The sequence below is a fragment of the Niveispirillum sp. genome (assembly GCF_017996735.1).
Taxonomy (GTDB): Bacteria; Pseudomonadota; Alphaproteobacteria; order Azospirillales; family Azospirillaceae; genus Niveispirillum.
Genome location: NZ_JAGOGJ010000114.1, coordinates 1 through 20,758, shown reverse-complemented (window position 1 = coordinate 20,758; position 20,758 = coordinate 1). Strand labels below are relative to the sequence as shown.

Here is a 20,758-nt window from a genome sequence, read left to right as displayed (position 1 = left end):
CCCGCTATCCGCACGGATGGTGCTTGCCACCCGTCAGGATGATGAAGACCGTATCGTTTATATTCACCCGTTAACCATATCAGTTCGCTTCAAATATAATCCGATAATATTATTCCGTGCTTCATTTGCAATTTTTATCATCGATGAAGGATATTTCTGATGTCCAGCTGCGGGATCTGGCATTGGCGCTGTGATCATCATGATCACAGCGCCCGGAAGGTGAAGTTGGCGAATGTCGCTGTACCGGTGCCGGCCGAATAGAGGCCGGGCCGCAGCATCAGGAATCCACCCCGCACATTATGATGGTAGCCGGAGACTTCCATGCCCCGGTCAAAGCGTACCCAGCTCTTGCCGCCGTCACCGGACGTATCGAAATAGACGATGTGACGGTCGTTGGTGACGCGCAGGCGCAGTGCGCGCCCATGCGGGTTGGCGGGGCGGCCGCGTTCGAGGCCATATTGGTGCGTCACGAACCGTTTCTCATCGAAACCCACACCGCAATAGAGTTTCTCGTCATAAAACAACACCAGACCAGCCACGCCGCCGGCCTCGATCGTGATGTCGCATTCGAAGCGATAGGCGGTGTCGCCCGCCACCAGCAGCAGGGGGGAACTGTCCTTCGGCGCCGTTCCGCTGGCCGTCAGATGCAGGGTGCCGTTCGCCACGCGGGCACGCTTGGCCTCGTCCGGGCCGGGTTTGAAGAAGTTCCACCGGGCGCCGATATCAAGGGTCCTGAAATCGTCAGACAGGGCCAGACCATGGGGACCGGGTTTGCCCCCCTTCGGCGCCGGCAGCGGTTGCGACAGGTCGCCGCCCGTCATGCGGAACCAGCCATCCCCCGTCCATTCCACGGGGTCCAGCAGGGTCTGCCGGCCCAGGGTCCAGAACCCGTTTTCGAACCCGTGATAGACCGACCACCAGTCACCGGCTGGCCCCTGAACCAGGGTGGCGTGCCCACGCGACCACCAATATTCGTCATTATCGACGGTGCGGACGATGGGGTTGTGGGGGCAGTCCTCCCACGGGCCGTGGATGGACCGGGCGCGGGCCGCGATCACCATGTGCCCCGTCGGCGGGCCGGCCGTGCCGCCGACGGCGGTGATCATGTAGAAATAATCGCCATGGCGCGTGATCTTCGGTCCTTCGGGCGAGAAGCCCTCCACGATCCAGTCGGACGGGTACCGCCAGGGATTATAGACCTTCTCCGGTTCCCCCACGGTCGAGAGGCCGTCATCGGTCAGGCGGATGCGGTTGCCGCCCGACAGGAACAGCCAGCGCGACCCGTCCTCCCCCACGGCGTGGCCGGGATCGATGAAGCCGGACAGGCCAAGATATTTCGGCTCGCTCCACGGACCCTCGATCCGGTCTGCCCAGATGACATAGGTGCCGGTGGGGTTGCCCTTCACGGGAATATAAAGGAAATAGCGGCCATCGTGCCTGGTCAGTTCCGGGGCCCAGACCGACCCCAGGTTCCGGGTCAGGGCCGCCGTGACCGGTGTCCAGTTCAACAGGTCGCGCGAATGCCAGATGATCAGGCCGGGATAGCTGTCGAAGGTGGAGAAGGTGATATAATAGTCCTCCCCGTCCTTCAGGATGGTCGGGTCGGGATGGTCACCCGCAAACAGCGGGTTCAGGAACCGCCCGTCACCCAGGTCGGCCTTGCGCTGATTATCCAGCCCGCGCGCCCATTGCGGCCCGCCTTTCTTGCCGGGAGGGATGCAGGTGGGGGCGGGTGATGTGGCGGTGGCCGCGCCGGCGGGGCCACCGGCCGCAATGCCCGCACCGCCCATGATGGCCAGACCGATCGCGTTGCGGCGGGAGATATCTGTCATTTCGGGAGCGATCCTGATGGGTGATCGTTGATCAAAGAGCGGCAACGGCGAGTTTGCCGCCGCTGCGGGTCACACGGACGGGCTTGCGCGGCTTCAGGTCGATCTCCGTCACCTGTTGGCCCAGCCGGATACGGTGCCGGCCTGCCACCCGCGCTTCCAGCAGCGCGTGGTCAAGACGGCCGGCCGACCAGGACAGGTCCACACGCACCGTGCCCCGGGAGCGCAGGCCCGTGACGGACCCTTTGGGCCAGGCAGCGGGCAGGGCGGGCAGCAGGTGGATCTCGTTCCCACGGCTGCGCAGCAGCATTTCCGTGATCCCGGAGGTGCCCCCGAAATTGCCATCGATCTGGAAGGGCGGATGGCTGTCGAACAGGTTGGGATAGGTGCGCTCGGGCCGCAGCAGCATGCGCAGCACATGATGCGCCCGCTCCGCATCGCCCAGCCTGGCCCACAGGTTCAGGCGCCAGCCGATGCCCCACCCTGTTGCCTCGTCTCCCCGGATCTCCAGTGACCGGCGGGCGGCGGCGGCAAGCTCCGGCGTGTCGAAGACATCGATCTGGCCGCTGGGATAGACTGCATAGAGGTGTGAGACATGCCGGTGATGGATTTCCGGGGCCTGCATGTCCCAATCCTCCATCCATTCCTGCAACTGTCCCTGCCTGCCGATCCGGTCAGGGGCCAGCCGGGCGCGCGTCGCCGTGCACTGCCCGCGGAATTCCGGGTCCAGGCCCAGGATTTCCGCCGCTTTCACACAATTATCGAAAAGATCGCGCAGGATCTGCTGATCCATGGCGGGGCCGGCAACCAGGGAGGCGCCATGGGGATGGGGGTTTTCCGGGGAAAGCGACGGGCTGGTCATCAGGAAGCCGCCTTTGGCATCTTCCACCAGCGTGTCCAGGAAAAACACCGCCGCGCCCTTCATCAAGGGATAGACGGAGGCCAGGAAATCGATGTCGCGTCCGTAATCATAATGGTCCCAGAGATGCAGGCACAGCCAGGCCCCGCCCACCGGCCATAACCCATATTGCGCACCATCAATGGGGGCCGTGGCCCGCCACAGGTCGGTATTGTGATGTGCCATCCAGCCACGGGCCCTGTACATCTCCCGTGCCGCTCTGGCGCCGGTTTCGGACAGGTCGCGGATCAGGGCGACCAGGGGGTCCACCAGTTCGGGCAGGGCGGTCGGCTCCGCCGGCCAGTAATTCATCTCCGTGTTGATGTTGATCGTGTATTTGCTTCCCCAACCCGGCTTCAGACTGTCGTTCCAGATGCCCTGCAGGTTGGCCGGCTGTGTGCCAGGCCGGGAGGAACAGATCAGCAGATACCGCCCGAACTGATGATAGAGCGCGGCCAGGGACGGGTCGTTCAGCGCCCCGCTGTCGCGCACACGCTCGTCGGTGGGCAGGCTGGCGGTGGCCGACGTTCCCAGATCGATGGTGACCCGCCGGAACAGGGCGCGATGGGATGCCAGATGTCTATCCAGCAAGCGACCAAAAGGTTTCGGTGCGGCGGCCAGGATGTGCCCTGCCGTGATGGCGTCGGGATCGCCCGATACATCGTCATACCGACGAAAGGAGGTCGCGGCGGCCAGCAGCAGCAGCACGCTTTCCGCTCCGCGTATCTTCAACCGGTCGCCCTGTCCCTCAACCGTGCCCCCTGTCGGCAAGGCGCGGACCAGGCAGGTGAAGCGCAGCGCACCATCCACGCCATGTTCAGCGCCATTACTTCCCCGCATCGCCAGCAGGTCGGCGGCATCGGCCCGCACCTCCGCCGCGTGCGGTGTGGTCAGGCCCACATCCACATCGATGCGGCCGGTGCCTGTGGCGGACAGGCGCACCACCAGTACCTGATCAACAGGGGAAACGAAGATTTCACGGGTATGCAGGCTGTCGCCCACCTGAAAACGGGTGGTCGCCACGGCGCTGTCGAGATCCAGCGCGCGGCGATAATCATGCACGGCGCCCAGGCCCGGAAATTCCAGCCAAAGGTCGCCCAGCGTCTGAAAGGACATTTGCCGGACGGGTTTTCCCATCATCCGGGCATTGGCCATCGCCTCTGCCTCGGCATATCTGCCGGCGGCAATCAGGGCGCGCACCTCCGCCAGCGCATCCCACGCCTCTGGATTGATGGGGGAATAGGGACCGCCTGACCAGAGCGTATCCTCGTTCAGTTGGACCTGTTCCTTCGCCACCCCGCCGAAGACCATGCCGCCCAGGCGGCCATTGCCGACGGCCAGCGCTTCGGTCCACACCGTTGCCGGCTGCCGGTACCAGAGGGTCAGGGGAGAGGGTGCATCCAAGGTGGCCGCTGCACCCGCACCCGACGCCATAGCCGGCGCAGCCATTCCGGCCGCACCCATGAATTTCAACGCCTTGCGGCGTGTCCACCCCGCCATTCCCGTTCCCCCCGTTCCCCGATCTTGCCTGTCGGGTGCGTAAGTGAGCGGTAACAGTATGGCACCGGCCGCCGCTCTTCAAGGGTGCAGCGGCCGGCCGGTCTGGGGCGACGGCGGGATCAGCCCATGATATCGGCAATGATCTGGAAGGAGCGCAGGCGCTTGACCGGATCATACATGTCGGAAACGATCATCAACTCATCGGCCCGGGTACGCTCCAGCAGGGCGTCAATGCCACGCCGGACGGTGTCGCGGCTGCCGATGATGGAGCAGGCGAGCATCTGGCCGGCATGGGCCTTTTCCTGGGGGGACCAATAGCTGTCGATATCGTCGATGGGCGGCTGGGTCAGCTTGCGTGCCCCGCGCACCAGATTGGCAAAGGACATTTGCTGCGAGGTGGCGAGATAGCGCGCCTCCGCATCTGTTTCGGCCGCGATGATGTTCGCGCCGATCAGGGCATAGGGCTTGTCCAACTGGTCCGACGGGGTGAAGCGGCTGCGGTAGATGGCGAGCGCCTGATCCAGCGATCCCGGCGCGAAATGGGAGGCGAAGCCGAAGGGCAGGCCCAGTTCCGCCGCCAACTGTGCCCCGAACAGGCTGGACCCCAGGATCCAGAGCGGGATTTTGGTGCCCGAACCGGGTACCGCCTCGATCCGCTGGCCGGGCTGGGCCGGGGCCAGGAAGGCCTGGAGTTCCATCACATCCTGCGGAAAATTCTCCGCATTGGCGGGATCGCGGCGCAATGCGCGCAGGGTCAGTTGATCCGTGCCCGGTGCCCGCCCCAGGCCCAGATCGATGCGGCCGGGGAACAGGGTTTCCAGGGTGCCGAACTGTTCAGCGATGACATAGGGCGAATGGTTGGGCAGCATGATGCCGCCGGCACCCACCCGGATATGCTTCGTTCCCGCCGCGATATGCTGGATGACCAGCGAGGTGGCCGCCGTGGTCACCGTCGGCATGTTGTGGTGTTCGGCCACCCACAGGCGTTTATACCCCCATTCCTCGGCATGCTGGGCCAGGGTTCGTGCCGCGTCCAGCGCATCGCGGCGGGTGCCGCCCTCACGCACGCGGCCCAGTTCCAGGATCGAACGTTCAACCAACTTCATTCTCCGGTAAATCGGTCTTTCCCTGCATATGGGCAGGGCAGGGGGCGCAGGCGAGGGGGGGGATCACCAGCCAACCGCATCGGCGGCGGCCATCGTCTCTGCCATGCGCTGCCGCGCCGACTGCACGGCCGCATGGTTTTGCTCTGCCCAGGTGATGAGACCGAGCAGGGGCGGCATCAGGCCTTTGCCCAAGTCGGTCAGGGAATAGGTGACGCGCGGTGGCACGGTCGGTTCAACCTTGCGGTCGATCAGCCCGTCCGTTTCCAGCGTGCGCAGCGTCTGCGAGAGCATGCGCTTGGAAATGTCGGGCACGGCGCGGGCCAGGGCGTTGAACCGCATCGGTCCCGACGAAAGCATGGTCAGCAGCAGGATCGACCAGCGGTCGCCGATCCGGTCCAGCAGGTCACGCACGGGACAGCGGGCGGGGTCCAGGCCCATCGCCTTCCATTCCTCCACCTTGGCGCCCATAGCGGCGCAGGCTTCGTCCATGGCGGTATCCTTCCTGTTACCTGGTGACGGAAAAGTGCCGTCTTACAGACCAATCTCCTGGTCTCTACTCTATACCTGCTTTCATACTGAGACCGGAGAAAATCCATGTCCACGTCTTCCCGATTTTTCATCACCGGCGCCACCGGTCAACTGGGCCGGTTGGTTGTGGCCGAACTGGCCCGGCGTGTGGGTCCGCTGAGCGTGACCGCCATCGTGCGCGACCCTGCCCGTGCCGCCGGCCTGTTCCCCGCAGGCGTGGCGGTGCGGGCGGGAGATTATGATCAGCCGCAGACGCTGGCCGCCGCCCTGGAGGGGGCGGAACGGGTGCTGCTGATCTCCTCCAACGCGCTGGGCGCCCGGGTGGCGCAGCATCAAAACGTGATTGATGCGGCAAAACGGGCCGGTGTGGAGCGGCTGGCCTATACCAGTGTGCTGCACGCTGACACGTCCCCCCTGGGTCTGGCGGAGGAGCATCGGCAGACCGAAGCTCTGATCGCTGATAGCGGCCTGCCGCATACATTGTTGCGCAATGGCTGGTACACCGAAAACTATACGGCCTCCATTCCGCCGGCCCTGCAGCATGGCGCCTTCATCGGCAGCGCCGCGCAGGGCCCTATCAGCAGCGCGGCCCGTGCCGATTATGCCGAAGCGGCGGCCATCGCCCTGCTGGACGAGCAGGCAGGCGAAAGGGTGGTTTATGAGCTGGCTGGTGACGCGGCTTACACGCTGACGGATTTCGCGGCCGAACTGTCGCGGCAAACGGAGCGGCAGATCCCCTATGTCGATCTGCCGCCGGCTGATTATCGCGGGGTGCTGATCGGGGCCGGGCTGCCGGCACCGCTTGCCGAATTGCTGGCCGATTCCGACGCAGCGGCGGCCGGGGGCGCGCTGTTCGATGGGGGGCGGGCGCTGTCCAAACTGTTGGGCCGTCCCACAACACCCTTTGCGGACACGATCGCTCAGGCGCTGAAGGGGTGACAACAAGGGTCACTGGGTCATGAGCCCTGGAGGCCGGCGCCTGGCGTGTGAGGCAATGGCCCCCGGTTACCCGACCAGTTCGGTGCGTGCCAGATCCAGCATCGGCAGGAAGGCCGTGTGTTCCTGCGCCCCGGCCAGCGCATAACGCCGGTCGAAGATATAGCAGGGCACGGCCTGAACGCCCAATTGCCGCGCCTGCGTGTCGCTGCCGCGTACCGCCGCCATATCGGCGTCGCCGATCAGGTAATCCGTGGCTTCGACCGCATCCAGCCCCAACTCGGCCGCGATCCGTACCAGGGTGGTCAGGTTGCCGATATCGCGCCCCTGTTGGAAATAGGCGGCGAACAGGGCCATGGCCATGTCGGTGGCCTTTCCGAACCGCTCCGCGAAACGGACCATCCGGTGCGCCTGCAACGTGCTGGGGATGCGGCGGATCAGGTCCATGCGCAGCAGCAATCCCTCCCGCGCGGCCGCCTGTTCCACGACCGCATTCATTTGCCTTGCGCGTTCGGGGCCGCCGAATTTGGCGGTGAAATACAGGTCGCGGTCCATGCCGTCGGCCGGCAGTTCGGGGTTGAGCTGGAACGGCATCCAGCGGATATCGACCCGCACCCGCGGCCTTTCGCCCAAGGCCCGGTCCAGCCTGACCTTGCCCAGGAAACACCAGGGACAGATCAGGTCCGAATAGATCTCGATCAGCATGCCCGCCCCCCGATGCCACCACGCAACACTTTCAACATAACCCCATTTCGCCCCCTGGGCGAGGGGGGCGACGGCGGATGAGCCATTGCGCGGATCGGGTGGCGGGGCCATGATGTTAAAAAATTGTGAAGGTCGGGCGGCTGGGGAATCTTGAGATGGCCAATATCCTGACGGCGTCACAACTGGCTTCGGCCTTTGTCAGCCACGCGACCCTGTTGCTGGCGGTCAATCTGACCCATGATCTCGACCCGGTTCTGGCCGGTTTTCTGCCGGCCGAGGTGCCGACGGCCGATGAGTTGCTGGATGATCAGGTGTTGATCGGCCAGGTCATCCGGGCGCCGCGGGGGGATGCCCGCCTGGAACGCACGCTGGCCTGGCTGGAACAGGTCTGGTTCAACCTTTCCGACCGGTCGGCCATCCTGCCGCTGGTGCGTCATGAACTGGATGCCCGCCGCCACACGCCGGTGATCTTCGACCTGGATGACGGGCTGATCCGTGCCGCCAACCTGCTGGACTTGCTGGTCCGGCAATGCGCCGGTCTTGTCGATACGGCGCAACTGGCGGGTATCCTGGCGCTGCTGCGGCTATGGCAGACGGACCGCCGCCGCGAAACCCTGCTGGAACTGGAACGGCGCTGCCTGCCGTTGCTGGGGGGGGAGGACGCCACGCCCGCCGCCGAACAGGTGCGCCGCATCCGTTTCCTGGCTGTGGAGGGTGCGCTACCGGCGGATGAATATCTGTCCCTGCATTTTGATCCCCACGCCCTGGCGGATTGGGACATGGCGGAACTGACCCGTCTGATCCGCACCCGGTATCCGTTGCTGCGCGGCACGGATGTGGCGGCAATGGTTGCCGCGCGTCGGCCCGTGTCCCAGGCGGCCGTGGCTTAATCGGGCGCGGTGTTGCACTGCGATGACTGTGCCGCATGACTGCCCCGCCGCGTGTTTCTGGCATCTGTGGTCCGCATCACACCCGGTTCTGCTGCAATGCGGTATATCTGGTGTCAGATAAGGGCGTCGTTGCCCGTTCCCGAACATGCGAAGAGCCAAGCCATGAAAATGGTCCTGTCTGTCGGCCTGCTGACGCTGGCCACCGTCCTTTCCCTGCCGGCCCAGGGTGCGCCGGGGGATGATCTGGCCGCCCATCTGGATCGTGTCTGCCCCGCCGCGCCCGCCCCCGTGGCGGATACGTCGCTGGCTGGTCAGGGCAAGGCCGTGGATGCCTATGCGGCGGGCGTCGCCGCCTATCAGGAATGTCTCTACACCGAACTGCGCAGCCGCCGGGCCGGCCTGACGCAAAGCGAACAGGCGGTGATCGCTGGCCGGTTGAGCCGCAGCACCTATGACCTGTCCGCCGCCCGTCAGCGTTATGCCGGGGCGGTGCGTGCCGCCCGCGCCGAGATGCAGGTGGCCGAACGGTCGAATTGACGGTTTTCCCGCCTCCACAGGGGGGCAATGGAGATGGCCGGGTTCCGCGACAGGACCCGGCCTTTTTTTTCTGCTGCGGTCGCCGTCGCAGGCGTGCCGTCACAGCAGCCAGTCGCTGGCGGACGGCGACGAGGGCATATCCACGATCGTCGCGGCGGCTTCCACCGGGCTTGCCGATGCTGCTGTGATGTTGGTCGTCCGCACCGAGACGGTGATGCGATAGTCGCGGGCCTCGTTCCCGAACGCCGCCAATTCAAGATAGACGTCCTCCGCCTCCTGGGTGAAGAACTCCATGGATAGGGACGGATAGCGGACATAATCGAAACTCACCACGACATTGTCGTGACCCCGCAGGTTCAGTTCCGCCAGCGTTGTGTTCAGGCTGGTCTGGTTCAGGATTTCGACCGTGACCTGATAGTTGGTGAAAGCCTCTCCCCGGAAGGTGAACCAGTCGCTGTCACCGGCGTCGGTGAAGCTGCCCATGGTCGCCGCACCGACGGTCAAGCCGTGGTCGATCTGGTCGCGGCCGAAGAGATTGCCGTCGGTTTCCGTGCCGGCCAGCCAGGCCTTGGTGGCCTGCACCTGCCAGTCATCACCGGTGATGTTTTTGTCCATGGCATAGGCGGTGACGTCGAAGCCCGTGGCGCTGCGGCCCTGCGCAAAGCCGCTGGTCAGGTAATGACGGGTCAGGGCGGTAGTATCGTATCCGATCGAATTGGCAATGTCCGGGTTCGACCCCGCATAATCATAGGCGTTGAACCGTGTCCAGCTTCGTCCCTCTGCGGCGCCATTGGTGAAATAATGGCTGTAGGCGGCGTTCAGGTCGGCCCCGAATGCCCGGATCAGGTCGGGATTGGAAGCCAGATAACCGGCGGCGTCGAACCGCACCTCCCGATATTCCTTCCCCCCGTAATACAGATAATGCGTCAGCCCCGCATCGGCATTCATGCCGAACGCGGCGCGCAAGTCGGCGTAGGAGGCGATATAGGCCAGCCCGTTGAAGGTGATGCCCGCCCCCTTGGCCGCCCCGTTCTGAACATAGTCCAGCAGCCCGCCCACGGCGGAAATACCGATCGTGTCGATCCGGCCCGTGTCGCTGGCGATATAGGCCAGCCCGTCGAACCCGGCCAGCGGCCGTCCTTCCTTATAGCCATAGGTGATGTAGTGGCGGGTGGCGGCCCCAAAATCCAGGCCGAAGGCGCTGATCAGATCCTTGTTCCCGGCCAGGTATTCCAGCGGGTTGAAATTGTCCAGGCTGCGCCCCTCATTCTGGCCGAAGCTCAGCCAATGCGCCTTGGCCGCCACCGTATCGGCGCCAAACGCAGTGATCAGGTCCGGATTGGAGGCGATATAGAGCAGTCCGTTGAAGTCCAGCGACGCCACCTGTTCCCTTGTCAGGGTCTGGCCGGCGCCGCCGACGAACACGAAACTTTCGACGTTGCTGACCAGGAGGCTGCCCGTGGGTCCTTTCAGCGTCAGGGTGCCGTCGGGATGGGTGATGGCGCGGTAGACGTCGCTGCCACCCAACAGACGGACCATGTCGGTACCGTTGCCGCCATCCACCGTATCATTGCCGCCGCCGCTGAGGATGATGATGTCGTTGCCATCTCCGGTGGCGATGCGGTTGGCCAAACCATTATCCTGCACCGTGTCGATGCCCCCGCCCGTCCTCACCTCGGCGATATAGGTGGCAAAGGCGATGGACATGTTGCGGGTCAGGCCGGCCACGTCGGAAAAGGAACCGGGCCGCAGATCGACGTTGGAATTGCTGTTGAAACCGGAAATGTCCAGGGTGTTCCGCCCGCCACCGTCCCAGATGGTCAGCACAGGCTGTGTGTTCTGGCTGAAATCAAAGACGCTGCGCCCGGCCGTGCTGTTGAAGCCATACACCGTGTCGCCGGACCGGGTGGCATAGTTGCGGCCGTACCAGTCCTGGACCGCCAGGATGTCATACAGCAGGGGGGTGGCCGCATATTTGCGGCCATGGTTGGCCCCCGTCTCCGTCGCGGAGAAATAGGACATGATCGTATATTGCCGACTGTCCTGCATGAAGTCGGCATTGTCGGCATAGGTTGCGGGGGCGCCGGTGTCCGACGCATTGTAGTCGCCGGGATGCACCAGACCCAGCGCGTGCCCGATCTCGTGCAACAGGGCCGACAGATCATAACTGCCGGCTGTGCGCCCAGACCAACTGTCCTTGGCTCCGTCGAAATTCACCCACACCGGCCGCGTGGCCCCCGATGTGAAGGCGAAGCCCCAGACGCCTTCGGCGATGCTGCTGGAATTGGCAAAGGTGATCTGTCCCTGCCGGGCCGTGCTGGCGGCATTTTCCGAGAAGCGCAGCCCCGCAACGTCGGACCAGAGGCCCAGCGCCAGCCGCACGCTTTCCTTCTGCACCTCGGTAAAGGGGTTGAAGCCGGTATAATCAGCGCCGCTGCTGTTGGCGGGCCGGCTGGTCGGAAAGCTGAACGCGATGGTCTGCAACGGCGCCCAGGCTCCGCCATCGGCATCCTGCAGGCGTTCGATAAAATCGGTATCGGACAGGATGGGCTTGGTTCCGGCCACGCTGGCGGCATTGGTCGCCAGTTCGGCCGCCGTGATGGCATGGGTGTCGTCTAGCCGGCCGCACAGAACGCACATGATGCCCCACGCTGTGATTGAACGCCCTTTGCGGCGATCGTAGCAGAAGCCGGCGGAGCCGCGACAGCGGTGCGTTGGGATGGTCCGCACCGTTTTTCAACCAACGCCCGCGAAATCAGCAAGCCGCCGGGGCGCTGCCTCTGGTAAACAGCCCCCAGTGCCGCCAGGGAGATGATCGCGCCATGACCCGACCCGTGCTTTACCGCAATGCCCGTCTGATCGACCCGGCCAGCGGGCTGGATCAGGTCGGTGACCTGCTGACGGTGGGGGAGGAGATCGCCGCCATGGGGCCCGGTATCGCGGCCCAGGACGTGCCCGAGGGGGCGGAGATCGTGGACGCCACCGATCTGGTGCTGGCCCCCGGTCTGGTCGATCTGCGTGCCCAGGTGGGCGAGCCGGGGCTGGAGCATAATGAGACGATCCAGACGGCCAGCCGCAGTGCCGCCGCCGGCGGCATCACGGCCCTCGCCGCATTGCCCAACACCGACCCGGTGATCGATGACGAGGCCGGCCTGGAATTCATCGCGCGCCGGGCGCGGGAAGTGAAGCTGGTCAAGATCTTCGCCTATGGCAGCGTCACGCGGGAGACGGCAGGCAAGGAGATCGCGGAGATCGGGTTGCTGGCCGAGGCCGGGGCCGTGGGCTTCACCGATGGCGGCCCCATCGCCGACCCCGCCCTGCTGCGCCGTGCGCTGGCCTATGCCGGCGGATTCGGCCAGACGATTTTCCAGCATCCCAGCGAGCCGCGTCTGGCCGGCGGGGTGATGAATGCCGGCGAACTGGCCACCCGTCTGGGTCTGGCCGGCATTCCGGGCATGGCGGAAGTCATCATGCTGGAACGCGATCTGCGTCTGGTGGAGATGACGGGTGGGCGTTACCACGCCGCCAATATCTCCACGGCCGAGTCCGTGGCCGTCATCCGCCGGGCCAAGCAGCGCGGGCTGAAAATCACCTGCGACACGGCCCCGCCCTATTTTGCGCTGACCGAAATGGATGTCGGCGATTACCGCACCTTCTTCAAGCTGCGCCCGCCGCTGCGGGGAGAGATGGACCGCCGCGCCATCATTGAGGGGCTGGCCGACGGCACCATCGATGCCATCGCATCCGATCACCAGCCGCATGACCAGGACAGCAAGCGCGTGCCCTTCGCCCAGGCGGCGTTCGGCGCCGTGGGGCTGGAGACATTGCTGCCGCTGACGCTGGAACTGGTGCACAAGGGCGCGCTGCCCTTGACCCGCGCGCTCGCGGCGCTGACCTCGATTCCCGCATCCATCCTGGGGCTGAAGGGTCTGGGCCGGCTCGCAGTGGGGGGAAAGGCCGATCTGGTGCTGTTCGATGCCGACCGGCCATGGCAGGTAGAGGCCGAGAAACTGGCGTCGAAGTCAAAGAACACCTGCTTTGACCGCCGCCCGGTGCAGGGCATGGTCTTGCGCACCATCGTCGATGGGCGCACGGTGTTCAACCGCGCCTGAGCGAAGACCGACCGACACCGCATAACCAAGAAGAAAAGACCATGGCCGATCTTTCCCCCCTGACGCTGATCCTGTCGCTGGTCGGCGGGTACCTCCTGGGCTCGATCCCGTTCGGGCTGGTCCTGACCCGCCTGGGCGGCTATGGCGATATTCGCAAGATCGGCAGCGGCAATATCGGCGCCACCAATGTGCTGCGCACCGGCAACAAGCCGCTGGCGCTGGCCACCTTGCTGCTGGACAGCGGCAAGGGCGCCATCGCCACCCTGGTCGCGCTTTATCTGGCGGGAACAGAGGCCGGGATCGCGGCGGCGGCGGGGTCCATGCTGGGCCATAGCTTCCCGGTCTGGCTGGGCTTCAAGGGTGGCAAGGGGGTGGCCACGTCGCTGGGCGTGCTGCTGGCCATTTCCTGGCCTGTGGGCCTGGCGGCATGCGGCACTTGGCTGCTGGCGGCGGCGATTTTCCGCATCTCGTCCTTGTCAGCGCTGATCGCCGTGGGGGCCAGCCCGGTGGTGGCCTGGTTCCTGGCGGGACCGGAGATCGCCGGCCTGTGCCTGTTCATCGCGGTCCTGGTCTATATCCGCCACAAGGACAATATCGCCCGTCTGCTGAAAGGCGCGGAGCCGAAGATCGGTAAAAAGAAGAAGGAAGCATAAGCCAGATGGAAAAGGTCAATTCCGGCAGTTGCCTGTGCGGCGGCGTGCGCTTCCAGATTTCCGGCGACTTCCAGAGCTTCTTCCTGTGTCATTGCTCACGGTGCCGGAAGGACACCGGGTCGGCCCATGCCGCCAACCTGTTTTCCACCACCGCCAAGATCACCTGGCTGTCGGGTCTGGACCAGGTCAGAGGATATCGTCTCCCCGACACCCGTCATGAGCGCTGCTTCTGCGGCATATGCGGGTCGGCATTGCCCGCACAGCAGATGAACGGCGCCCTGCTCGTCGTTCCGGCAGGCAGCCTGGACGGGCCCATCGATATCAAACCCACGGCCCATATCTGCTATGGCAGCCGTGCGGCGTGGGACGACGTATTGGGTGCTGTGACTGTGCTGGATGGGCTTCCGGGTTGATCGCTTTTACACGGGGGCATCGCGGCAGTCCCGTACTGGTATCCTTGCCATGGTGTCGGGTTTCATCAGTTGTGGTCCGGCCGAGACGGTCGCCGACGCGGATGCTGCCCCCCTCAGCGCATGGGTATGGTGGTGCGCTTCGCCACCGAGCGCAGGGTGCAACTGGACCATACCCGCGGCACGCGGGCCAGGGTTTAGAATGTCGGGGGCGTGCAGGCACTGACCACCCGTGCCGGTTCGTCGCCGATGCAACGGAACCGATGCGGACGATTGCTGCCGAAGCTGTAGGCATCGCCGGGGCCCAGCACGCGCTTTTGCCCGTCAACCGTCACTTCCAGGTGGCCGGAGATCACGACGCCCCCTTCCTCGCCGTCATGGCGCAGCGGAATCCGGCCGGTATCGGCGCCCGGCTGGTAACATTCCGACAGGATCTGAAGCTGGCGGCCGATCATCGTCCGCCCTACCTGGCGGTAAGAAATGGGCCCCCTGCCAATCTCGATCAGGTCCGCCGCCGCGTGGAAGGGGCTTTCATCACGCACCCACTCCATGGCGAAGAATTCGGCAAGGCCGATCGGAATGGCGTCCAGGATGCGCTTCAACTGACCGACAGACGGGTTGGATCGACCGGATTCGACCAGGGAAATGGTAGAATTTGTGATGCCCGCCCGCTTGGCCAGCATCCTTTGTGACAGGCCAGCCGCTTCACGCAGGTGGCGCAGACGGCCCCCGATATCCAGCGTATCCTCCAACCCGCCCTCCCTTTCCCTGTTGAGGGTGTTCATTATACGCAACACCCGGCCATGGGCACGGCCTTTCGCCACGTCATGCGGGCGGGCAAGTAAACGTCTTGCCGCGACGCGTGGGGCGCCGTCTACTGGGGGGAATTCGCACGAAAGGCCCGGTTCATGAGCGCCCCCCGCAACACGCTTTCCCTTGATGAATATTGGATGCCCTTCACGGCCAACCGGCAATTCAAGGCGGCTCCCCGCCTGCTGTCCCGGGCCGACGGCATGTACTACACCAGCGAAGATGGCCGTCCGGTGCTGGATGGCACCGCCGGGCTATGGTGCGTCAATGCCGGCCATGGAAGGCGGGAGATCGCATCGGCCGTCGGCGACCAACTGCGGGAACTGGATTATGCCCCGTCCTTTCAGATGGGACATCCGCTGGCGTTTCGGTTTGCCGAACGGCTGGCGGGGGTGGCACCAAAGGGGCTGGATCGTATCTTCTTCACAGGGTCCGGGTCGGAGTCGGTGGACACGGCGCTGAAAATCGCCCTGGCCTATCAGCGTGCCATCGGCCAGGGCACGCGCACCCGACTGATCGGGCGGGAGCGGGGGTATCACGGGGTCGGTTTCGGCGGCATCTCCGTTGGTGGTCTGGTCAACAACCGCCGTGCCTTTATCGGCCTGCCCGGTGCCGATCACCTCCGCCATACCCATGATCCCGTGCGCAACCGCTTCTGCGAGGGGTTGCCCGAGCATGGGGCGGAATTGGCCGATGATCTGGAGCGGCTGGTGCAGTTGCATGGCGCGGAAACCATCGCCGCCGTCATCGTGGAACCGGTGGCCGGCTCCACCGGTGTGCTGCTGCCGCCCAAGGGATATCTGGAGCGCCTGCGCGAGATCGCAACGCGCCACGGTATCCTGTTGATCTTCGACGAGGTCATCACCGGCTTCGGCCGCCTGGGCACGCCCTTTGCGGCGGATTATTTCGGGGTGATGCCGGATCTGATGACGACGGCCAAGGGCCTGACGAACGGGGCGCTGCCCATGGGGGCGGTGTTCTGCGGCCGGCATGTCCATGACGCGCTGATGCAGGGGCCGGAGGGATTGATCGAGCTGTTCCATGGCTACACCTATTCCGGTCACCCCGCCGCCTGCGCCGCGGGTCTGGCGACCATGGACATCTATGCGCGGGAAGGTCTGCTGACACGGGGGGCAATGATGGAGCCGGCGTGGCGTCAGGCCATGCTGTCGCTTCGCGACGCCCGCCATGTCATCGATATCCGCACAATCGGCCTTGTCGCTGGTATCGAACTGAAATCCCGCGACGGCGCCGTCGGTGCGCGTGCCTATGAGCTGTTTGTGGATTGTTTCCAGCGCGGTCTGCTGATCCGGGTAACGGGCGATACGGTGGCGTTGTCGCCCCCGCTGATCGTGGAGCCGGAACAGGTCACGACAATGGTTTCGGTGCTGAGAGAGGCGCTGGCCCGCGTCGCCTGACGGGCCGGCCGCCGCACCGCATGTGCGGCATGCCCAGGCTGCGGATGCTGCGCGGCCTGTTTTCCGGTCATCGGAAAATACGTTCTAGGCGGCGGTAACGGGCCGTGCCGGCGGATGGCGAGGCAGGGTGATGGCAAAGCTGGTGCCCGCCCCCGGTGCGGTCATCAGCTCGATATCACCACCCAGCGCCGCCTGCGCCAGATTATGGACGATATGCAGGCCGAGGCCGGTGCCACCGCTGCCCCGCTTGGTGGTGAAGAACGGGTCGAAGGCGCGCGACGCCACGTCCGCCGTCATGCCGATGCCATTGTCGGCGACGGTGAAGCGGACCGTTTCCTCCCGCGTCGCGGGGGATTGCAGCCGGATGGTGATCGTCGGGTCGGCAACGCCGGTGAAGGCGTGTACGGCGGCATTCTGCACCAGATTTGTGACAAGTTGCGCGACGGGTCCCGGTGCCACCAGCAAGGTGACGTCCGGTGCCAGATCCAGGCTGACGGCGATGCGGCTGTGGCGCAACAGCGGTTCCAGGCTGCGCATGGTTTCCCGCAAATAATCGCCCAGGTCGATCCGTTGCGCCTCCTCGCTCGACTGGTCGGCGGCGACACGTTTGAAGCTCTGCACCAGATCGGCGGCGCGGGACAGATTGGACAGCACGCTGTGCAGCCCTTCGCTGGACGTCTGGATGAATTCATCCAGGTCGCTGCGCTTCAACAGGCGCTGGTTCACCCGTTCCCTCAGTTCCTGGAACTGGCTGTCGATGAAGCTGGCACCGGTCAGCGCCACGCCCAGCGGCGTGTTGATCTCATGCGCGACACCGGCGACAAGACCGCCCAGAGAAGCCAGTTTTTCCTGTTGCACCAGTCGCGCCTGCGCCGCGCGCAGCTCGGTCAGTGTGGTGTCCAGGCGGCGATAGGCCTGGGCGTTGGCGATGGCAATGGCGGCGCTGGCGGCCAGGGTGCGCAAGATGTCCAGTTCACGCGGGCCATAGGCACCGGCGCGGCGGGTCTGTACCGTCAGGACGCCCAACACCCTGTCCGAAAAGGCCAGCGTGCAGAACGCCAGGGAGGCCATGCGCGCGTCGCCGCTTTCTTGCATGGTGGGGGCGGCGGTGGCTGCGGCACTATCCAGGACCAAAACATCCGTGCCCGGCGTGGTCAATGCGCGGACCGTCAGTGACGTCGGGTGGGTCAAGGGATAGTGCGGCAGCCCGGATTGCGGCACGCCATCCAGCGTGAACAGCACATAGCCGACCTCGTTCCCCGTCTCGTTCAGCAGGGCGATACCGAAGGCATCGGTGGGCAGCAGGTCCCCGGCACTCTGGGCCAGCGCCGCATAGACCGTTGCCAGGTCCAGCGTGGCCGTCAGGTCGCGGCCGACATGGCCCAGGCGACTCAGCGTCGCGGCCGACGCCTCCAGTTCCGCATTGGCGCGGCGCAGGTCGGATGTGCGGACATCAACCTGTTCCTGCAGAAGCTCCGTATCGATGCGCAGCCGCTGCTGATACCGGCCGATCAGCCAGGACAGCAGCGCCACGCCGGCCGACATGGTGATGGCGAAATAAAGGAAGGTCTGGATCGTGGTGTCGGCCCGCCGGGCGGCGGCGGCGGCCAGTTCGCGTGCCTGCTTGCCGTGGTCGCTGACCATCCGGTCAAGCTGCACCTGCACGCGGTCGAACATCTGGCCGAAGGTTTCCAGATAGGCCACCGCGCTGGGATAGTCGAGATCGACCATTGATCCAACCCAGGTCATGGCGCTGCGATAATCCGACACCTCGTTCAGCATGTCGTTGATGGCGGCGATCTGCTCCGGTGCCGCCTCCGTCCGGCGATAGGCGTCCATGTCGGCGATGACGGTGTCCAGCGACGCGGTCGCCTTCTCCAACTCGGCGCGGACATCAACGCCTTCCCGCTCCGCCGCCTTCAGCACCAGGATCCAGTTGAACCGCGCGCTCAGCCCCTGCATGCGGTTGCCGATATCGGCCAGTTTTACGCTGGCTTCCATGTTGCGCAGGATCAGGGCATTGTCGGCCGACAGATCCATGACGGTCTGTCCGCCACGGCTGAACAGGCCCGCCATCAGGATGACGGCGACAAGCGTCGGCACCAGCGCACGCAAAACCGGTCCCAGCCGGCGGCCGTCCGAACGGGTTGCCCTGCCGGTGGATCGGGCTTCGATCATAGCCAGTATCGTATCCACCATCGGGACTTGCATCCCTTTACCCATCCTTGCCGGCTGCTTTCATTCAACCCCCTGTCTTGCAACAGGGAAGCGTTGTCACTTTCCAGGATCGCCCAAACGTCGCGGATATTCAATCGCATGCGTATCTCCGCCGGCTACTCGCTCATAAGGGGGACGCCGGTTTTGGACGCCAGCGGGTGATGGTCAGCACCGGATCGCCGAAGGGCGGGTTGCCGACGCCGTCCAGACGGCTGGTGAAAACGGTGCCCAGGGAGTTGAACCAGAGCGGCATGCGCGGCAGGTCCGCCATCAATTCCTGCTGAAACCCCAGCCAGGCGCTGCGCAGATCTTCCCTGGTACAGCCTGCCTTGTCGATCCGTTCCAGCGACCGGTCGAGAGCGGCGCTGCGATAGCCGGTGAAATTCAGCCCGCGCATGCCGTTCTCCTTGCCGGGAACGGCATTTGACAGGAAATATTGCGGCATGCTGGGCGAATTCGCGACATAGGTCACCGAACTCAGCACCATGTCGAAGGCGCGGGCGCGGAAGATGCCTACGATGTCGGTTTCCTCCTTTAGGGTGATGCCGACACCGATGGATCGCCAAGCATTCGCCAGGGACTGGCCGACGCTGCGGTCGCCCGCGCGGTATGACACGGTCATTTCCAGCGGCTGCCCTGCGGCATTGCGCCGCTGACCCACCTTGTCCCGGCGCCAGCCCGCCTGATCCAGCAAGGCTCCGGCGCGGACAGGGTCGTAGCCATAACGCGGGAACCCGGCCGTATAGGCCGGCAGACCCGGATGCAGGTAACCGGGCGCCACCAGCGACGTGCCCAGCGTCAGGTCGCGCACCATGGCATCCCGGTCCAGCGCCAGATACAGCGCCTCGCGCACCGGCCGGTCGGCCAGCGCCGGGTGGCTGAAATTGGGGGTCAGCCAGGTCAGGGTGGAGGAGGGCGACCAGATCACCTTGAACCGGTCGCGCCGTTCGCGGGTAAAACGGATCAGCGCCTCTTCGCGCACGCTTTTGGGCAGAAGCACGTCAATGCTGCCGTCCATAAGCCCCTGTTCGGCATCGGCGGCATTGCCGAACAGCAGGTCGACATGCTCGAAATAAGGGGCGGTGCCGGCGTAGAAGCGGTTGCGCCGCAGCCGGATTTTGGTGGGCGCCGTCTCCGATTCGATGATGTAGGGGCCCAGATAGAGGCCGGGATTGGTGCGCCCGCGGAAATACAGGCTGCGATCCAGGTAGGTCGCGGGATCGGAATCGAACAGCGGTTCTTCCAGCCGCCTGGGTAGGGGCGGGGGTACAAAAAGCTGTTCCTTGCACAGGACACCGTCATACAGCACTTCCAGCCGCCGATCCTCCACCATGCGGATCGACAGGATGCGTGACGTGATGCCGGTCGTGTCGAGTACCTGCGGCGGATAACGTTTGGCGACCTTCAGCCCGAATTCGATATCGCCGATATCCAGCGGCGTGCCGTCGCCCCAGCGCAGGTTGGGCAGAAGCGGGAAGACGGCGCGGGTGACGAGGCGGCCCTTCTCATCCTCGAAACTGGTCAGGGACCCGTCCAGCGCGTTGGGCACCTGTGAACAGAGCGAGCAGGCGATCAGTTCGCCATGCATGCGGCCGATCACACCCTGGGTCAGGCGGAACAAGGTCGCCTGCTGCTGTGTGAGGATCAGGCTGCTGTGGGTTACCGGGTAGATATTGTCGACGGCCAGCACCACCCGCTTTTCCTCCAGCAGGCGGCGGGACTGGGCATCCTGTGCCATGCCCGGCCCGGTACAGCCCAGGAACAGCAGCAGGGCGGCCAGCGCCCGCCACAGCGGAAAGGTGGCGCGCCGCTCCCTCATAACACCGGTTGCGCATGGGCGGCGCCGCAGCCCTGGTACCAGGGGGCGAGGCCGAGATTGACCAGATGCCGGGCCAGAACCTGACGCGCATGGTCGGCGCGGGCGGCGCCGCGCGGCAAGGCGCCATACCACGGGTCGCGGCTGAGCAGGGAGGCCAGGACACCCGTGGTCAGCGGGGCGGCCAGCGACGTGCCGCTCATATCCGCGTAGGGAGTGTCCTGACCATAGCGTGAGGGAATGGTGGAGATCAGGCCTGTGCCGGGGGCGATAGCATCGATCTGCCATCCTACGCTGATGAAGTCCGGCACGAAGATGCCGCTCACGGTCCAGCGGTCGGGGCTGTCCGGTGTCCAACTGGCGGCGAAGCTGCCGACGGGGGTGGTGCCCAAC

General features: G+C 65.1%; 17 protein-coding genes. 7 read left to right on the top strand and 10 right to left on the bottom strand.

Features of this window, described 5'->3' with window-relative positions:
- Positions 1-203 precede the first annotated feature (203 nt).
- The 4 genes from KBA48_RS25395 to KBA48_RS25380 all read right to left on the bottom strand — a co-directional run bounded on the left by KBA48_RS25395 (position 204) and on the right by KBA48_RS25380 (position 5,822).
- Positions 204-1,832, bottom strand: a complete 1,629-nt coding sequence (locus KBA48_RS25395) for a family 43 glycosylhydrolase (protein WP_292911490.1) — start codon at positions 1,830-1,832, stop codon at positions 204-206.
- A 31-nt stretch (positions 1,833-1,863) separates the two neighbouring features.
- A complete protein-coding gene (locus KBA48_RS25390; RefSeq protein WP_292911489.1) occupies positions 1,864-4,176 on the bottom strand; it encodes a glycoside hydrolase family 95 protein in 2,313 nt (770 codons plus the stop codon).
- Between the two features lie 170 nt (positions 4,177-4,346).
- On the bottom strand, positions 4,347-5,333 hold the full coding sequence (locus KBA48_RS25385; protein ID WP_367273877.1) for an LLM class flavin-dependent oxidoreductase: 987 nt from the start codon (positions 5,331-5,333) through the stop codon (positions 4,347-4,349).
- A gap of 63 nt (positions 5,334-5,396) precedes the next feature.
- The gene (locus tag KBA48_RS25380) at positions 5,397-5,822 is read right to left on the bottom strand and encodes a helix-turn-helix domain-containing protein (protein ID WP_292911488.1); all 426 of its coding nucleotides are present in this window, start codon (positions 5,820-5,822) and stop codon (positions 5,397-5,399) included.
- A gap of 105 nt (positions 5,823-5,927) precedes the next feature.
- Here KBA48_RS25380 and KBA48_RS25375 point away from each other — a divergent pair, with 105 nt between their 5' ends.
- Entirely contained in the window at positions 5,928-6,800 is an 873-nt protein-coding gene (locus KBA48_RS25375) for an SDR family oxidoreductase (protein ID WP_292911487.1), read from the top strand.
- Between the two features lie 66 nt (positions 6,801-6,866).
- On the opposite strand, the gene KBA48_RS25370 is transcribed toward KBA48_RS25375, so the two are convergent.
- On the bottom strand, positions 6,867-7,502 hold the full coding sequence (locus KBA48_RS25370; protein ID WP_292911486.1) for a DsbA family oxidoreductase: 636 nt from the start codon (positions 7,500-7,502) through the stop codon (positions 6,867-6,869).
- Between the two features lie 155 nt (positions 7,503-7,657).
- On the opposite strand from KBA48_RS25370, the gene KBA48_RS25365 reads away from it, so the two are divergent.
- Positions 7,658-8,392: a hypothetical protein gene (locus tag KBA48_RS25365; protein ID WP_292911485.1), complete on the top strand. Its 735-nt coding sequence runs from the start codon at positions 7,658-7,660 to the stop codon at positions 8,390-8,392.
- Positions 8,393-8,554: 162 nt separating this feature from the next.
- Positions 8,555-8,929: a hypothetical protein gene (locus tag KBA48_RS25360; RefSeq protein ID WP_292911484.1), complete on the top strand. Its 375-nt coding sequence runs from the start codon at positions 8,555-8,557 to the stop codon at positions 8,927-8,929.
- Between the two features lie 99 nt (positions 8,930-9,028).
- Here KBA48_RS25360 and KBA48_RS25355 read toward each other — a convergent pair whose 3' ends face one another.
- Positions 9,029-11,569, bottom strand: coding sequence for a M10 family metallopeptidase C-terminal domain-containing protein (locus KBA48_RS25355; protein ID WP_292911483.1), 2,541 nt, complete (start codon positions 11,567-11,569; stop codon positions 9,029-9,031).
- A 182-nt stretch (positions 11,570-11,751) separates the two neighbouring features.
- Between KBA48_RS25355 and pyrC the strand changes: the two genes are divergently transcribed.
- From pyrC to KBA48_RS25340, 3 genes are read left to right on the top strand one after another with little or no spacing between them, the layout of a single operon-like run.
- Complete coding sequence (gene pyrC, locus KBA48_RS25350) at positions 11,752-13,041, top strand: dihydroorotase (RefSeq protein WP_292911482.1); 1,290 nt, start codon at positions 11,752-11,754, stop codon at positions 13,039-13,041.
- Positions 13,042-13,082: 41 nt separating this feature from the next.
- A complete protein-coding gene (gene plsY, locus KBA48_RS25345; RefSeq protein WP_292911481.1) occupies positions 13,083-13,694 on the top strand; it encodes a glycerol-3-phosphate 1-O-acyltransferase PlsY in 612 nt (203 codons plus the stop codon).
- A gap of 5 nt (positions 13,695-13,699) precedes the next feature.
- On the top strand, positions 13,700-14,107 hold the full coding sequence (locus tag KBA48_RS25340) for a GFA family protein (protein WP_292911480.1): 408 nt from the start codon (positions 13,700-13,702) through the stop codon (positions 14,105-14,107).
- A gap of 194 nt (positions 14,108-14,301) precedes the next feature.
- Here KBA48_RS25340 and KBA48_RS25335 read toward each other — a convergent pair whose 3' ends face one another.
- A complete protein-coding gene (locus KBA48_RS25335) occupies positions 14,302-14,889 on the bottom strand; it encodes a cupin domain-containing protein (RefSeq protein ID WP_292911479.1) in 588 nt (195 codons plus the stop codon).
- A gap of 123 nt (positions 14,890-15,012) precedes the next feature.
- Between KBA48_RS25335 and KBA48_RS25330 the strand changes: the two genes are divergently transcribed.
- A complete protein-coding gene (locus tag KBA48_RS25330) occupies positions 15,013-16,332 on the top strand; it encodes an aspartate aminotransferase family protein (RefSeq protein WP_292911478.1) in 1,320 nt (439 codons plus the stop codon).
- 84 nt (positions 16,333-16,416) lie between these two features.
- Here the strand turns inward: KBA48_RS25330 and KBA48_RS25325 are convergent, their stop codons facing one another.
- The 3 genes from KBA48_RS25325 to KBA48_RS25315 form a co-directional block, all read right to left on the bottom strand.
- Complete coding sequence (locus KBA48_RS25325) at positions 16,417-18,543, bottom strand: HAMP domain-containing sensor histidine kinase (protein WP_292911477.1); 2,127 nt, start codon at positions 18,541-18,543, stop codon at positions 16,417-16,419.
- A gap of 130 nt (positions 18,544-18,673) precedes the next feature.
- Complete coding sequence (locus KBA48_RS25320; protein ID WP_292911476.1) at positions 18,674-20,368, bottom strand: ABC transporter substrate-binding protein; 1,695 nt, start codon at positions 20,366-20,368, stop codon at positions 18,674-18,676.
- The coding region (locus KBA48_RS25315) for a S8 family serine peptidase (protein ID WP_292911475.1) at positions 20,365-20,758 on the bottom strand (394 nt) is incomplete at its 5' end. The genes KBA48_RS25320 and KBA48_RS25315, both read right to left, overlap by 4 nt.

Bases quoted from the DNA above. Each gene is read 5' to 3' on its own strand.
- KBA48_RS25395 (WP_292911490.1), bottom strand. From the start codon at position 1,832: ATGACAGATATCTCCCGCCGCAACGCGATCGGTCTGGCCATCATGGGC.
- KBA48_RS25390 (WP_292911489.1), bottom strand. From the start codon at position 4,176: ATGGCTGCGCCGGCTATGGCGTCGGGTGCGGGTGCAGCGGCCACCTTG.
- KBA48_RS25385 (WP_367273877.1), bottom strand. From the start codon at position 5,333: ATGAAGTTGGTTGAACGTTCGATCCTGGAACTGGGCCGCGTGCGTGAG.
- KBA48_RS25380 (WP_292911488.1), bottom strand. From the start codon at position 5,822: ATGGACGAAGCCTGCGCCGCTATGGGCGCCAAGGTGGAGGAATGGAAG.
- KBA48_RS25375 (WP_292911487.1), top strand. From the start codon at position 5,928: ATGTCCACGTCTTCCCGATTTTTCATCACCGGCGCCACCGGTCAACTG.
- KBA48_RS25370 (WP_292911486.1), bottom strand. From the start codon at position 7,502: ATGCTGATCGAGATCTATTCGGACCTGATCTGTCCCTGGTGTTTCCTG.
- KBA48_RS25365 (WP_292911485.1), top strand. From the start codon at position 7,658: ATGGCCAATATCCTGACGGCGTCACAACTGGCTTCGGCCTTTGTCAGC.
- KBA48_RS25360 (WP_292911484.1), top strand. From the start codon at position 8,555: ATGAAAATGGTCCTGTCTGTCGGCCTGCTGACGCTGGCCACCGTCCTT.
- KBA48_RS25355 (WP_292911483.1), bottom strand. From the start codon at position 11,569: ATGTGCGTTCTGTGCGGCCGGCTAGACGACACCCATGCCATCACGGCG.
- pyrC (WP_292911482.1), top strand. From the start codon at position 11,752: ATGACCCGACCCGTGCTTTACCGCAATGCCCGTCTGATCGACCCGGCC.
- plsY (WP_292911481.1), top strand. From the start codon at position 13,083: ATGGCCGATCTTTCCCCCCTGACGCTGATCCTGTCGCTGGTCGGCGGG.
- KBA48_RS25340 (WP_292911480.1), top strand. From the start codon at position 13,700: ATGGAAAAGGTCAATTCCGGCAGTTGCCTGTGCGGCGGCGTGCGCTTC.
- KBA48_RS25335 (WP_292911479.1), bottom strand. From the start codon at position 14,889: ATGAACACCCTCAACAGGGAAAGGGAGGGCGGGTTGGAGGATACGCTG.
- KBA48_RS25330 (WP_292911478.1), top strand. From the start codon at position 15,013: ATGAGCGCCCCCCGCAACACGCTTTCCCTTGATGAATATTGGATGCCC.
- KBA48_RS25325 (WP_292911477.1), bottom strand. From the start codon at position 18,543: ATGCAAGTCCCGATGGTGGATACGATACTGGCTATGATCGAAGCCCGA.
- KBA48_RS25320 (WP_292911476.1), bottom strand. From the start codon at position 20,368: ATGAGGGAGCGGCGCGCCACCTTTCCGCTGTGGCGGGCGCTGGCCGCC.